General features: G+C 63.6%; 15 protein-coding genes. 14 read left to right on the top strand and 1 reads right to left on the bottom strand.

The features are described from left to right. The first annotated feature begins 15 nt into the window (after positions 1 to 15). From RH857_RS04545 to RH857_RS04530, 4 genes are all read left to right on the top strand, one after another. Positions 16 to 423: a hypothetical protein gene (locus tag RH857_RS04545; RefSeq protein ID WP_310536784.1), complete on the top strand. Its 408-nt coding sequence runs from the start codon at positions 16 to 18 to the stop codon at positions 421 to 423. 155 nt (positions 424 to 578) lie between these two features. Then, on the top strand, positions 579 to 1178 hold the full coding sequence (locus RH857_RS04540; RefSeq protein ID WP_310536783.1) for a hypothetical protein: 600 nt from the start codon (positions 579 to 581) through the stop codon (positions 1176 to 1178). 254 nt (positions 1179 to 1432) lie between these two features. After that, positions 1433 to 5665, top strand: a complete 4233-nt coding sequence (locus RH857_RS04535; RefSeq protein ID WP_310536782.1) for a phage tail tape measure protein — start codon at positions 1433 to 1435, stop codon at positions 5663 to 5665. Next, positions 5665 to 6336: a LysM peptidoglycan-binding domain-containing protein gene (locus tag RH857_RS04530; protein WP_310536781.1), complete on the top strand. Its 672-nt coding sequence runs from the start codon at positions 5665 to 5667 to the stop codon at positions 6334 to 6336. The genes RH857_RS04535 and RH857_RS04530 overlap by 1 nt, the downstream gene beginning before the upstream one ends. On the opposite strand, the gene RH857_RS04525 is transcribed toward RH857_RS04530, so the two are convergent. Next, a complete protein-coding gene (locus RH857_RS04525) occupies positions 6337 to 7293 on the bottom strand; it encodes an HNH endonuclease signature motif containing protein (RefSeq protein WP_310536780.1) in 957 nt (318 codons plus the stop codon). 242 nt (positions 7294 to 7535) lie between these two features. Here RH857_RS04525 and RH857_RS04520 point away from each other — a divergent pair, with 242 nt between their 5' ends. The 10 genes from RH857_RS04520 (at position 7536) to RH857_RS04475 (ending at position 13873) form a co-directional block, all read left to right on the top strand. Then, positions 7536 to 8267, top strand: a complete 732-nt coding sequence (locus RH857_RS04520) for a hypothetical protein (protein WP_310536779.1) — start codon at positions 7536 to 7538, stop codon at positions 8265 to 8267. Continuing rightward, positions 8264 to 8686: a hypothetical protein gene (locus RH857_RS04515; protein WP_310536778.1), complete on the top strand. Its 423-nt coding sequence runs from the start codon at positions 8264 to 8266 to the stop codon at positions 8684 to 8686. The genes RH857_RS04520 and RH857_RS04515 overlap by 4 nt, the downstream gene beginning before the upstream one ends. Next, entirely contained in the window at positions 8683 to 9513 is an 831-nt protein-coding gene (locus RH857_RS04510; protein WP_310536777.1) for a hypothetical protein, read from the top strand. The genes RH857_RS04515 and RH857_RS04510 overlap by 4 nt, the downstream gene beginning before the upstream one ends. Positions 9514 to 9931: 418 nt before the next feature. Further along, positions 9932 to 10312: a hypothetical protein gene (locus RH857_RS04505; protein WP_310536776.1), complete on the top strand. Its 381-nt coding sequence runs from the start codon at positions 9932 to 9934 to the stop codon at positions 10310 to 10312. Next, positions 10309 to 10671 (top strand): hypothetical protein, encoded by a 363-nt coding sequence (locus RH857_RS04500; RefSeq protein ID WP_310536775.1) that lies wholly within the window; start codon positions 10309 to 10311, stop codon positions 10669 to 10671. The genes RH857_RS04505 and RH857_RS04500 overlap by 4 nt, the downstream gene beginning before the upstream one ends. Beyond that, a complete protein-coding gene (locus RH857_RS04495; RefSeq protein ID WP_310536774.1) occupies positions 10668 to 11024 on the top strand; it encodes a hypothetical protein in 357 nt (118 codons plus the stop codon). Before RH857_RS04500 ends, RH857_RS04495 begins: the two co-directional genes overlap by 4 nt. After that, entirely contained in the window at positions 11021 to 11410 is a 390-nt protein-coding gene (locus RH857_RS04490) for a hypothetical protein (protein ID WP_310536773.1), read from the top strand. Before RH857_RS04495 ends, RH857_RS04490 begins: the two co-directional genes overlap by 4 nt. After that, a complete protein-coding gene (locus RH857_RS04485; protein ID WP_310536772.1) occupies positions 11407 to 11805 on the top strand; it encodes a hypothetical protein in 399 nt (132 codons plus the stop codon). Before RH857_RS04490 ends, RH857_RS04485 begins: the two co-directional genes overlap by 4 nt. Positions 11806 to 12169: 364 nt before the next feature. After that, positions 12170 to 12571: a hypothetical protein gene (locus RH857_RS04480; RefSeq protein WP_310536771.1), complete on the top strand. Its 402-nt coding sequence runs from the start codon at positions 12170 to 12172 to the stop codon at positions 12569 to 12571. Between the two features lie 51 nt (positions 12572 to 12622). Continuing rightward, complete coding sequence (locus RH857_RS04475) at positions 12623 to 13873, top strand: pyocin knob domain-containing protein (RefSeq protein ID WP_310536770.1); 1251 nt, start codon at positions 12623 to 12625, stop codon at positions 13871 to 13873. The last annotated feature ends 44 nt before the right edge of the window (positions 13874 to 13917 follow it).

The following is a 13917-nucleotide window of genomic DNA, read 5'->3' as shown; positions in this document are numbered from 1 at the left end:
AAAGGATCAAGACCAGTGGGAAAGCTGAATCAGCACAGTGTGGATGTCCGTATTAGCGGGATCCCTCACCAGTGGAACCAGAAGTCCGGCGGAAACCTCGAGCGCGGCTCGGAGATCTCCTGGAACGGTGGTTCTCCGAACTACGACCTGCTCGCAGGTGTGGCGACCTTCACCGACCTGACCCTCACCCGGGACAAGCGACACGAGGACGAAGCGTGGCTGCGACAGTTCCGGGACAAGTCCAACATCGTGCGCCGCACCATCACCGTGCAGGAGCTCGATGAGACCGGCGCGAAGGTCGGCCGACCCGTCACCTACCCGAACTGCCTGCTGACCGGCGTGCAGGAGATGGAGTCCCAGGCTGGCTCGAATTCTCCGGGCCAGATCGCCCTGACCTTCGCCAACACCGGGCCCGCACGCTAGACCAACCCCTTCCCTCTCCCGCCCAAAACTGTGGGGCGGCACCACCCCTCTCGCCGTTGGTGTGGTGCCGTCCCACAGTTGTATCCGGAACCGGACCATTCTCAGCCCAGCACCCCAACCGGGGTGTGTAGCGGATACCCCTGAGAGAGGTTCACGTGAGCGACGAGCAGAACACCTACGGCGTCCCCGACGAGGTCAACAGCAGCCTCGGAGACGTCCCCGTCACCCAGGAGACGCAGCCGTCCCCGTTCGACCTGATGGTCGAGGACATCGCCGGCAAGCTTGAGGAATCCAAGACCTGGCCCCTGGACTTCCGTCCCAACTGGCACGCGGACTTCAGCATCTACATCGACCCCGATGAGCTGGAGCAGATGCGTGAGGCCTCCCGGAAGCCGGCGCCGAACCGTGCCGGACGCCGCGGTAACCAGAAGGGCGAGATTGACCTCTTCCGGCTCCACCGTGCGGTTCTCCAGAACCAGAACACCGGCCTGCGGTTCAACCTCTCTGGCAAGCCCGCCGATGAAGCCACCGACGAGGACTACCAGCCCATCAAAGCCAGCGACGGGCACCCGCTGACCTTCACCCACCCCGAATTCCTGGAACGAGTCGTGCAGAAAGCCGACTGGGGCAAGGACATCACCACCACATACGAGGCCGTCGAGAAGTTCATCGGCCCCGGCTACATCGCCGGCCTGGCTACCGCAGTGCTTGAAGCCGCCGGGTTCGGGATCTCTGCCGAGCCGCTGGACCCTTAGCCCGCCTCGCGGAGGCCATCCAAGAGCACCCCCGATTCAAGCTCGCGGTCACCATCCACCAACTGGTGGGCGTGGACCCGGTGCAGGTGCTCGAGGAGAGGTCCCCGTGGAGGCAGGCCATCTGGCTAGCAGCCGTCAACGAGATCAATGACCGCCAGAAGAAAGCCAAGGCGGACGCAGAACAGAAACGCCAACAAGAGGCCGAAGCCCGGAAACGGCGGCCTCACTAACTGAAGGATCGGGGGTGGCCCGGAATGGCAGAAGCAGTCCGCCTGACTGTGGAAGTGGCAGACCAGGCCACCCGCGACCTTAACCAGATCAACGCCAGCCTGGCTGAGTTCGAGAAGACTTCGAAGCGCGCCAATCGCCGGTCGCAGGACGCCTCCCGGAAGACCACCCGTGAGATGGAATCCCAGGCCACTGGGGTCACTAAGGCCGTCACCGGGGTTAGTAAGGCAACCACCCAGCTGACCGGGGAAGCAGACAAGGCTAGCAAGGCGGCCACCGGGGTCGGCAAAGGCATGACCGGTATCTCCGATGCTGCCCTGGTTGCGGGCACCGCGGTAGGCACCAGCGCCGGGAACTTCAGCCTCGCCGGCCAATCCGCGGCAGAACTGGGTGTCACCGTCGACGGACTGCAGGGCCAGCTCAACGGCGCAGGGGACTCCGTGTCCATCGTCGCTGAGGGTCTCCAATCGATACCCCCTGCCAGTGAGCAGTCCCGGCGCAGCCTCGATGACCTCATGAACTCGGCGCGAGCCAACGAGGCAGAGTTCAGGCAGCTCGGCACCACCCTCATTGGTGTCGGTGGAGCGATCACCGGCGCCCTCGGACTGGCGGGTGCCGCGGCGATCCAGTGGGAGTCCGACTGGGCCGACGTGATGCGTCGAACCGCCGGCACCCCCGAGCAGCTCAACGAACTTGAGGACAGCCTGCGCGGGATCGCCCGCGAGCTCCCCACCACACACTCCGAGGTCACCCAGGTCGCCGCCAGCGCCGCACAGCTAGGCGTGGCCGTCACCGACGTCGAGGACTTCACCCGAGTCATGATCGACATGGGTGTCGCCACCAACATGACTGCAGAGCAAGCCGCTACCAACATGCAGCGGTTCGCCAACGTCATGGGCACCGAGACCTCGAACATGGACCGGCTCGGCTCCGCCATCGTCGACCTCGGCAACAATAGTGCGACCACTGAGTCCGAAATCATGGACATGGCCCAGAACCTCGCCGGCGCCTCCCGGCAGATGGGCATGACAGAAGGCGACGTGCTAGGCATCTCTGCCGCTATGGCATCGGTCGGCATCGAGTCCGCCGCTGGCGGCACCGCGGTCTCCAAGGCCATGTACGAGATCAACTCCTCCGTCGCAACAGGCAACGAGAACCTCGAGCGACTGGCCGACATCGCTGGCATGAGCTCTGAGGAACTCTCGGCGCTCTGGCAGGAAGACGCCGCAGCTGGACTTGAAGCATTCGTTCTCGGTCTGGGCACCGCAGCCAGTGAAGGACGAGACCTGCAGTCCGTGCTTAGCGAGGTCGGGCTCGGTGAGGTGCGCACCGTCCGGTCCCTGGCCAACATGGCTCTCGCCGGTGACCAACTCGGCAACGCCATCAACCGGGGCAACGACGCATGGGCGCAGAACGTGGCCCTCACCAACGAGGCCGGGCACGTCTACAACACCACCCAGGCGCAGATCACCGCAGCATGGGCGCAGGTCCAGGACGCCGCCATCGACGCCGGCGCATACGTGGCACCTGTCATCGGCGGAATGATCAGCGCCGTCGGTAACCTCGCATCAGGATTCCAGCTGCTCCCAAGCCCTGTGCAGGCCGCCGTGGTCGGTATCTCCGGGATCGCCGGTGTTAGCGCCTTGGCTGCCGGTTCCTTCCTCCTCCTCCTGCCCCGCATCGCGGACACACGCGAAGCGATGCGCACCCTCGGCTTCAGCTTCTCCGGCGCCTGGGACTCTATGCGACGGTTGGCCACTGGCGGCCAAGGGCTCATGGGTATGCTCCGCCGGATCGGGCCGGTAGCCGCCGGCGCAGCGGTGCTCCTCGGTGGTCTCGCTATCGCCCGATCCCTCTCCCACGACGTCGACGACGTCACCGCGAGCGTCTCCCAGCTCTCCCGCGAACTGGGGCGCATGGCATCCGGTAACGACTTCGACGCCGGGATGATCATCAACTTCGACGGAGCCATCGGTTCCATGGGCCGATCCGTCAACGACCTCTCCGAGGCCATGCGACTGGCCGACTCCGGTGGTTTCCGGAACCTGCAGCGCTGGACCGGCGACCTTGTCGGTATCACCACGGCGTCTCACGCTGCCGACCAGGCCGTCGCGAACCTCGACGAAGCCATCCTCGGTGCGTTCCATGAGGGGAACTTCGCTGAGGCCGCAGCCGGATTCAAGCTGATCACCGACGAAGCCAAGGACCTCGGCTGGTCCGCCGATGAGATCGCCTCGAACTACCCGCAGATGGTGGACGCCATCCGAGACGCAGCCACAGCCGCCGGGCAGACGGTCTCCGACCAAGAGCTGCTGAAGATCGCCACCAGCGAGGCCGCCTTGGAAGCTCTGGGAGCAGGGGCCGCGTGGCGCGACGTCGTCGACGCCTACCGGTCCGGCGAGTACGCAGCCTCCGATCTCGCCGGGGAGCTCGAGGAGCTTGAGAACGCGCAACCGGACCTCTCCGCCACGCAGCAAGCCGCCAGTGACCTCGCCGAATCCGTGAGCGAATCCGCAGCGGCCCTGGACAACTTCATCGAGGGACTGCGCATTCTTGGTCTCGTCGAACGTGATGCCACCGAAGCCCTGGGCAACTACCACGCCCAGCTCCGGGAACTGGCAGAACTTTCCACCTCCGAGGACTTCGTGCCGACCTTGGACGTCACCACTGAGGCAGGCTTCCGCAACTTCCAAGAACTGACCGAAGTCGGTGAAAAGGGATTCGCACTGGCGCAGGCTAACGCAATGGCTGGGGAGTCGGCGGAGACCGTCGCCGCGAACCTCAATGATGCCTACACGGCAATCACAAATTGGACAGAAGCAAACGGCATTGCAGCCGACCAAGTGGACGAGCTGATCCACGGAATGACGGGAATCGACCCGTCCATCGATTTTCAGACCGATACTTGGGCGCTCGAAGCCGCTCAGGGGATGCTCGAGTCCCTGGGCGAGCATGAGGGCACAGAATTCAACTTCGAGATCGCTGTCGACGAGCAGAAGATGAAGGAGTCAGAGCAGCGCATCCAGGACGCTGAGCGGATGATGCGGGAGTTCGCCCACGGTGAGTGGGAGACCGCCATCGACTTCTATGCCGACGACTTCGAGGCCGCGCAGGCCATGGTCCACTTCACCGACGGCAACCATGAGGCGTGGATCGACATGATCGCCGACGACGCCGACGCGCAGGCAGTGCTCAGCGCCCTTGAGAATGAGGAGTTCCTGGCCCAGATTCAGGCGCACGTCGACCAGCAGGCCCTCGAACAGGAAGTGTCCATCATGGAGGAGACCCTGCGGGGTCTGATGGAGCAGGACGGGCAGATCCTCATGGGTGTCGGCGCCGACGTCGAAGAGGCTGAGGCGACACTCGAGGCACTGCAGCTGCGTGACTTCGAGACCGCGGTGCAGATCATGGGCGATGACCAGCACGCCCAAGAAATCATCGCAGCCCTGATGTCAGGGAACATGCAAGCGGTCGTAGACATCATGGGCGACAGCGCTGACGCCGACGCTGTCATCACCGCCTTCACCAACGGTGACTACCGTGCCATGGCCCAGATCCTCGCCGAAGACATGCAGGCCCGCGGGACCATGAACGCCTTCACCGGCACATCCTGGTCCACGTCCGTGATCGCGGAAGCGTTGACCGGCGCCGCCGAGACTGAGCTGAACAACCTCGCCCGCACCAGGACAGTCAGCATCGTCGCCAATGTCACGCAGAACGTCACCTCTCGTGTGAGCAGCATCGTCGACAACCTCCGGTCGAACCTCGCGACCGGCGGCCGACTACCCTCCCTGGCGACCGGTGGCCGACTGCCCGCCACCGGCCTGGGCCAGGACAAGATCCTCGGTGTCACCGGGGATGGGACACCCCTGGCGTGGGTCGACGACCGGGAATGGGTCATCAACAGGGGAGCCTCCGATAAGTACGACCGGGTGCTGGGCCTCATCAACCAGGACTCGCCGATGGTTCAGCACCTCGCCGCCGACCCGGGATACCTGGACCGCGGTCTGCACGCCATCGAGGCATACGCCAACGGCGGCCGACCCGCCACGTCAGCTCCGGCACCATCCGCCCCTGCCCATACCGGCAACGGAGGAGGCACCACCACCCTGGTCCGGTACGAGACCCGAGTCGAAGCGCCCATCAGCGTCACCGTCCAAGCCAACGAGCAGGGACACGTCAACCTCGAGCAGCTCCGCGAAGCCCTCGAGGAGATCCTGCGCGACTCCGAGACCCGAGACTATGGAGGCTCCTCCTGATGCCCACCGCACGCATCCTCGCTGGCCGACAGTCCCACCGCAGCGTCACCGTCACAGCCAAAGGCGGCGCCACCCGGCCCATGCGGATCGTCCCCAACACATGGACCTTCGACGGGAACGCCCACATCAGCGAGCTCGACCGGCCAGGCATGAAACCCGTCACCCGGCGCAGCAGCGATGACCTCCTGCGGCTGCAATTCGAGCAGACCATGGCCCACCCCAGCCCCTACGCCAGTGTGCAGGGCGACGTGAACTGGTTCAGAGACAAGGCCGTGCACGCCATCCCCGTCCGCTTCTCCAACATGCCCCGACAGTGGTGGGGGTGGTGGCTGATCGAGGACCTCCGGATCGACGTGCACCGGATGAACCCCGACAACTCAAGGATCTCCCGAGCGACCCTGCACTGGCGATGCGTCGAGTACCAAGAGACCACGGCGAAGATCGTAAAGTCCCCGCCACCACCGAAGCCTCGGGGCGCGAACGCTAAACAGAGCACGTACCGGTGGCACACCGTCGTCCAAGGGGACTGGCTCTCCAAGATCGCCCAACGCTACTACGGCAATGCGATGGAATGGCCGCGTATCTACCGCGCAAACAAGGCCGAGATCGACAAGCGCGGCAACCCCGATCGCATCTTCCCCGGGCAAAGGTTTCGAATCCCGCCTAAGTGATTAGTCGTTGGACATGATCAGGATGGATTGGTCTGCGAGGTTGAACTTGAACAGAGCCAGTCGTGCACCGAGAGCGACATAGGCGGCTGTTTCCTTCGAGTCGTAGTGGCCCAAGTTGATGGATCTACCGTCGTGCCCCACTGTTGCGTGCCACTTCTGACGCAGTTCGTCCCAACTGACGCCTCGGAGACCGCCAGCTTTGCTATCGAGGTTCCCACGGAGCATGTTTTCTAGGTTCTGCTTTGGGGTAGCGAGGCGCAGATGTCGCACGTTGACACAAGCTCGGTTGTGACACATGTGGTCGATCTGCATCCCGTCGGGGATGGGGCCGTTTTCTTGCTCCCATGCCCATCGATGAACGAGGCGCTTCTTTCCGTTGCCCACACTAATCTCCCCATACCCGTTGCCATAGAGGGTTCCCCTCCAGACAAGACAATCCCCTTCCTGACGCGTGCGGGCGGCAAAAGAGTCCTGCGGGGTTTTGTACCTTGTGCGACGAGTTCCCGTGGTGGGCGCACCGGTATAGCGCATGCGGTTGTAGTGGTGAGTGCAGAGGCCTTTTGCATATACGGGCTCGTCACAGTCCTCTACAGAGCAGGGAGGTTTAGGGGTACGGGGGAGGTTCTCTTTACGCCATTGCTGGTAGTGCTTGGTGCACATTTTTCGCTTGCTGGCCTGTCCGTCACAGTCTTCGATCGAACAGGTTTCATCCTTCTGCTTCGGCCTTAGAAGGGTGGGGTCTCCGTACTTCCTCCAGCGGGCGTAGTGCATGGGGCACATGCCGCGTGCCCTGGGATTCTTCTGGCACTGAGAGACAGAGCATTCGGTTTCAGGTTCTTTCAGTGGAGCAAGGAGCTCTGGGTGGTGCTTTTTGTTGTACTGGTAGTGGGGGTTGCAGTTCCCTCGGGCGTAGACGTCCTTGGTGCAGTCTTCGATATTGCAGGTAGCCTTTTCCATACCGGCACTTCCTTTTCAAGTGTTGGTCATGGCCCCGGGCGGTGGCAGCCGTCGCGGGGCTTTTTATGATCTTACTGCTGGTGTCCCACCGTGACGCATGATTCTGGGGCATTCTCCGGACTGTGAGTGCTCTCGACAAAGAAAGTCGTCTCCAGAAGATCCAGATCAGTGGCAACAACCTAAGCGCTGATCTGCAGGAAGCGTGTACTCGTGCGTCCATCAGTGTGGGGATCACGCGGGTCATGGAGATGGAGCTGACCTTCAAAGACTCGGGTGACTTGAAGATCTTCCGGTCGGGTGTGCTGAATCCCGGGCAGACGCTCCGGTATGGGGGCGTGTCGGGGTGGCGTGGTCGCCTCAGCGATGACGGTCCGACACTGGACGGGCGTACTGGTGTGCCCATGTTGACCGTGAAGGCTCCTAGCTTGTGGGTAGCGAGGTTGCGCGGCCAGACGGGGGAGAGGAACTGGGGGAAGCAGTCGGTGTCCCAGTGGGTACGTGCACGGTGTGATGAGGTCGGTGTGAAGCACGCGGTCCAGGATGGTCTGGGCAGTAAAGAGTTCGTGCGGGAGAAGCCGGAGGGTGACCGGCGTGAATCGACGTGGGATGTGATGACCTCCATGGCGTCGGAGCTGAACTGCTGGCTCTTCGACACTGGTGACCGGATCGTGTTCGGGAAGCCCTCATGGGTGGCGTCCCGTAGCGCGGCGCGTGTCGGCTTCCGGTACGACGGGCCTGGTGACTTCACGGATGGGTTCGACGGAAAGTACCGGTTCAGTGGGCATACCCCAGAGGATCAGGAATTTCAGGTGGGGTGCTTGACTCCTGACGCGGATGCCCTGCGGCCGGGCGACCGGCTGGACGTGTCGGGGATCTTGGGGCGCGCCAATGGGCAGTGGGTCATCAGTGAGGTCAGCATTCCGCTACATCGGTCTGAGGCTGTGCGGTTGACTGCGCGGAGGCCGCGACTGTGAGCCGGGCGTGGGCGGGCGTGCTCGGCCGTGAGGTCCTGCCTCTGGTGGCTTACCGGTACGGGCGGGGTTTCGACTTGGATGCGGACTTCTGGCGGCCTGGGAACGTGCACACGGTGGAGGTTGCTCAGGTGCTCGAGCGTGTCCCTTACGTGAGGGTCCCGGACACGGATGCCCGGCTGCTGGAGTTCCTGCGGCGGGGCGGTCATGCAGGGTCTCGGCGGTGTTGGTGGATGGTCGCGCGTGTCCGTGATGAGGATCGTGTGGCGCTGCTGACGCCGGCTGGGGCTGTGGAGTCCATTGGGGAGCATCTGGCGCTGGTGGAGTCCCCTGAGGAGGACCGGTATACGGAGGTTTTCTGTCTGCCTGGGCTTTGGTACATGGGTGTGAGGACGGCACGTGAGGTGGAGGAGCAGTCGTGAGCGCGATCAGCAGAGCGACGCAGGCGGCCCGGCAGTCTCGCCGTACGGAGTCGGGGGAGAGCCGTATCCCGGCGGTGTGGCGTGCCCAGGTGAGTGTGGTCCGTGACCGTGATGAGGACGATCACCGTGCCGGTGTGTATGTGGTCATTCCCCGGTTGACGGGTCAGGCGCACCATGGACCCCTTCCATGGGTTGGTGTGGCTCCGTCGGTGGGTGACCGTGTCCTGGTTGCCGCCGTGGAGGGACGCAAAGATGACTTCATCGTCATCAACCCCGGGGCCGGGGTGGATCCCTCGCTGGCGGGTCGTGTGGACTCTCTGGAGGCCCAGGTCGCCGCGAATACCGAAGAGCTCGGCGGCACTGTCTTCGCTCGCCTTAACGCTTACGAGGCCGCCCTACAGGTAGCTGAGAACATCTTCACCGCCAACATGCTCGACACCATCACCTGGTGGAACATGTCCAGTGTCACCAGTCTCGACGGAAACGGTGCCACCACTCGGGACTTCGTGATCCCTGGCTACACGCCTCAGAATGTGGCACGGTCCTATCGGGTGGAGTATGACGTGATCACTGACGGGCTCCGGGACTTCACGAGGTTCTGGGCGCGCCCCCAGGTCAATGGGGTCGGACAGGCGACGGTGACGGTCAGTCAGATCACCTCGGCGGGGGACCGGCACCGGTATCGGTTCGCTCAGGACTTCAACGCGCCGGCCAATGCGCAGATCCAGTTGCGCGTGGCAGTGCTGGGCGGCACCATGGCGGGGAAGGCAGGACGGGTAGGGGTCACCCGGGTCCAGTTGACTACCCCCATCGAGGTCTCCGCCTGACCCTCCCACATCATGCGGGACGCGGTCTTCATCATCGGGGCATGACAGACCTGACTGCTCTCCCTGCCCGATATCCGGGATTGGGTGCGCCGCTAGACCTCGAGCCCTACCTGTTGAATGGTGTACGGGCTCGCACACCTGGGTCCTGTCACGCTTTCGTGGGCGCCAATCAGGTTACCTACTCTCTTTGGGTGGCGCCGACTTCTCAGACTCCCTTGGACGCTACGACTTTCGTGCGACTGCCGGAGGGACTGCGTCCGTTGGCGCTGGACCAGGCGACGGCGCTGCATGGTGATTCGACGAGCGCAGTTGTGGTCTTCCAGACGAGTGGATTCATCCACTTGGACTCGGCACGAGGTCGCTATCTCCGTGAAGGCGGGTGCCTGAAGGTACTACTCACAACGGCGAGGGCAGTCTCGTGACCGATCTCCCTCTGCTTCCGGCCCGGTACCCCGGCATCGACGGTGTAGCCGACCTGCGCAGCTTTCTCGCCCCGGGGATCGTCGCGGTGAACTCCCGCACCGCGTGGTGGTCACCGGTATCAGCTAACGTCGGGCACCTCTCCCTGGACATCATCGTGGAGGAAGAGGCATCTGGCACACGGGTGCTCTCTGAGGGTCTACCTCCGAATGTCACACCAGTCGGCGGGCAGGCCATCCAGGGCCACCGGAATCTCGTCGAGCCCCTAGGGCTATCAATCACCACCTCGGGTCGCCTGCTATCCACCACGGCATATCCCGTGCTGGTGGCAGGTGATCGGGTGACCTTCAGCATCCTGCACCAGCGGAGGTCTGTGTGAGCGCCCGATACCCGAACCTGGATGATGTCCGGGACATCAGTGAAGCCTTGGCACCGGGGCTTTCCCCTTGGAATGAGGGGGACTGTTTCATCGCAGTGGGTCGGGAGATGCTCTACGTCTCGCTTCGTGTCCGCATCGCCCGGGCGCAGCTGCAGGACTCCCGGACGGTGCTCCGGAACTTCGCTGTTGAACCCGATGCGAGGCCTCGATCGCAGACTATTCGTAGCGGATTCATCGGAAGTGACCTGGTCCGATTCGACTGGGGCGGCGCCGGTGGGCTCTTAGTGGTCGGCTCGAATCCGAACCTAGAAAGCTCCACGCAGCTCACCTTGGACTTCATGGCGAGGAGGGGCGCATGAGCCCGCTGTATCCCGCCAAGAATCCACCCGAAGACCTCAGACCGTACTTGGTTGCCGCCGTGTCAGCGACCGAGCCGACGTCTGCGCAGGCGGTGCAGGACGGGAACATGATCGATTACCTGATCCGGCTCAACATCGACCGTGCTAACCCGGAGCTGCCAGATCAGAGATTCTTGCAGGGGCTACCGCTCCGGCTTGTGCCGGAAGCCAATACGGTGACGACGGCATGGCTGGACCTTCAGCAGGTCCGCGTCGTCTTCGGAAGGAACGGTGCCGCCAGCATCGCGGGCCTGAACCTACGTGACGGCTGGCAGCTACAGTTCACGCTCCGAGCCCTCCGGAGGTACACATGAGCGATACAGCACTTACCGGTCAGGCTTACGAGACTCAACACCCATGGGTGGACCTCAGCGGTTACCTGGTTGCTGGTCTGCAGCCCAGAGCTACGGGCGCTGTAGCAGCGCAGATTGACGGGAACACGATCCATTACGCGGTCTGGCTACTGGTCACGCCCGAGTATCAGCAACCCACTCAGGACGGCGGCTACGTGCTGCTCTCCGGCCTCCCTAGGCACCTGCGGGCGGGATCCATGACTTCGGCCTACGCGAACCTCAACGGGGCAGCTGGGCAGGTAGTAGCGAACCCCCAGGGCCGGATCATCGCGCCACTGAGGAACACCCCCACGCCGTCGGAAGTGCCGCAATTGAACTTCACAATGACCACCTGGAGGGCAGCATGAGCGAGCTGCCAATGGTTCCCGGGCAAGCGTTTCCCGGCGTGGGAGCGTTTGTGGATCTACGTCCCTACATGGACTCGTCGTGGGAAGGCGCGGGTGGCGCCGACGCTGGCAGCGCATGGCACTGCCGAGCTCTGCTGAGCCACAACCTGGGGCACCTACACGTGCGTACGCGACTCGGCACCAGCATGGATCTGATCCCAGCAAACGTGCTTCCCCCTGAGGTGCGCCCGGCGGGGCAGGAAGTCCTCACCGCCTGGACCCAATCCCGAGGGGACGTGCGCATGTTCTTTGAGACCAACGGGCGGTTGCACTTCGACGACGCTGCTGCAGACGTCGCCAACGGTCGGGAGTGGACGGTGCTGATCCGCCACGAATACCTCAGGAGGGCTGCATGACCGCCAGATACCCAGGCTTACCTAGTTGGGATGACGTCTCACACATCGTCACGGGCGCCGACTGGGACGTCACTGACTCTGCGACCTACCTGCTCTGTAAGACGGAGCCGAACACGGTCCATCTGCGCGCGAGGCTCCGTGTGGGTAGCGTCGTTACAATCGGCACCTTGCCCGCGGAGATACGCCCGTCCCGACCAGTAGAGGAGCCGGCCTTCTCTCGCGGGATCAGGGCCGCGTGCGAGGTCAGCATCTGGGGCAATGGTGCACTCGTCCTGCCGCTTAGTAGCTTCCCCGCCGGCACGACCATTGAGCAGCTCCGAGGGACTTACTACAGCTTCAGTATCAGCTACCCGAGGAGGCAGGCATGACGGTGTCACAGGTACTCCCTGGCCAGCCCTACCCTGATGTACACGGGTGGGAAGACCTCGCCTCCCATCTCACCAACGGGTGGTCGATTGTGGACCCGCACCACGAGTACTTGCGGGGGAAGATCGTCGGAAATGATGCCACCATCATTGGCAGGCTGAGGATCGGCACTGACCGGGTGATCAGCACACAGCTGCCTGACCGGTACCGGCCATACGATGGGCGCACCCAGTCCTCACCATCAGCGACAGTGCGCGGGGTCGGTCCTGCTGAAGTCGAGGTGTGGAGTGACCGGCGGGTGGTGCTCCCACACAACGTGCTCTATCCCGGGTCGCGCGCGCAGACCTACCAAGGGGAGACCTTCGTCTTCACAATCACGTACCCCAGGGGAACGGTCTGATTAAGCCTTGCCGTCCCACAGGGACGGTCCGTTGCGCCACATTCTCTGGGTATGGCTCTTGAGTACACCGACCGGTTGGCACTGTCGACCTACACGTCGGGCACGGATATGCACCCGACCCGGACTGAGTTCAATGACCGGATGCAGCTGCTGGATTCCCTTGTGGCCATCACTCGGCAGGGCGCGCACGCAGACCGCCCGACGGCAGGCATACGGGGCACGATCTGGTACTCCACCGACCGGCGGGAAATCTACCTCGACACCGGGACGGAATGGGAGAGGGTCGACCGTATCGGCCAAGGCGGCACCCCAGCGGCTCCCGCATTCGGCGGAAGTGGCAGCGAAGGTACCTCCCGCCAGGCGGCCCGGGCGGACCACGTCCACCCCCTGCCTTTGGCCACCTCAACCAGCCACGGGGGGATGAGCTCCGGAGACAAGGCCAAGCTGGACCGGTCCACCCAAGCCGGCACCCCGAACACCCTCGTGGAGCGAGACGACGACGGCAGGGCCCGGATCAGTAGCCCGGTCGACTCCACTCACATCACCAACAAGCAGTACGTGGACCAGCAGATCAACACCCGGGCACCGTCATCTCATACTCATCCCGCTGGCGACATCACCGGGACCCTGGCTCTGGCGCGTATCCCTGACCTTCCTGCATCCCGGGTCACTAGCGGAGAGTTCAACAGCAACCGTCTGCCTCTGGCCACTGTCAGCAACCGCGGCGCGTTGAGCACCACGCACTTCTCTATGCTGTCCTCCGCTACCCCGAACAACACCGGAGGCACCCTGGTCCAGCGGAACAGCTCAGGTCACTTCGCCATCCCTGCCCCCACCAGCGGAGGACACCCCACCAACCGCGACTATGTGACCCAGCAGATCAACACCCGAGCGCCGTCGTCACACACGCATGCGGCCAGTGAAATCACCACCGGTTCCTTTGCACTAGCCCGTATCCCTGCCCTGCCTGCATCCCAAATCGGTTCCGGGGTGCTCGACCGAAGCCGCCTGCCCGCCGCGGCTGCCACCCTTGCCGGGGTCGTGGAGCTGCAGAACCTCGTCAACTGGGGTGGTTCGACCACAGCGAACCTCAACACCCTCATCCGCGCAGGCTTCTACTACATCACCGGGTCCAACGCGAACATGCCCAGCACCGCCGGCACCGCATCGCTGCTGCTGGTGATAGCAGCCCCGCACCATGACGACATGACTGCTCAGCTGCTCTTCAACATGAACCAGAACCGCCTCTACTTCAGGACGCAGCACACTTCGGGATGGCGGTCCTGGATAGAGCTTTCCTGAAGGGCTCCCCGTCCCACCGGGCGGCAAGGTCTCCTGTCATGGTT

This window comes from Nesterenkonia flava (genome assembly GCF_031432335.1).
GTDB lineage: Bacteria > Actinomycetota > Actinomycetes > Actinomycetales > Micrococcaceae > Nesterenkonia > Nesterenkonia flava.
The sequence above is the reverse complement of the archived record's forward strand: the minus strand, read 5'-3'. Positions and strand labels throughout refer to the sequence as shown.

Excerpts from the sequence above, each read along its gene's own strand:
- RH857_RS04535 (WP_310536782.1), top strand. The coding sequence starts at position 1,433 with ATGGCAGAAGCAGTCCGCCTGACTGTGGAAGTGGCAGACCAGGCCACC.
- RH857_RS04530 (WP_310536781.1), top strand. The coding sequence starts at position 5,665 with ATGCCCACCGCACGCATCCTCGCTGGCCGACAGTCCCACCGCAGCGTC.
- RH857_RS04525 (WP_310536780.1), bottom strand. The coding sequence starts at position 7,293 with ATGGAAAAGGCTACCTGCAATATCGAAGACTGCACCAAGGACGTCTAC.
- RH857_RS04520 (WP_310536779.1), top strand. The coding sequence starts at position 7,536 with ATGGAGATGGAGCTGACCTTCAAAGACTCGGGTGACTTGAAGATCTTC.
- RH857_RS04495 (WP_310536774.1), top strand. The coding sequence starts at position 10,668 with ATGAGCCCGCTGTATCCCGCCAAGAATCCACCCGAAGACCTCAGACCG.
- RH857_RS04490 (WP_310536773.1), top strand. The coding sequence starts at position 11,021 with ATGAGCGATACAGCACTTACCGGTCAGGCTTACGAGACTCAACACCCA.
- RH857_RS04485 (WP_310536772.1), top strand. The coding sequence starts at position 11,407 with ATGAGCGAGCTGCCAATGGTTCCCGGGCAAGCGTTTCCCGGCGTGGGA.
- RH857_RS04480 (WP_310536771.1), top strand. The coding sequence starts at position 12,170 with ATGACGGTGTCACAGGTACTCCCTGGCCAGCCCTACCCTGATGTACAC.
- RH857_RS04475 (WP_310536770.1), top strand. The coding sequence starts at position 12,623 with ATGGCTCTTGAGTACACCGACCGGTTGGCACTGTCGACCTACACGTCG.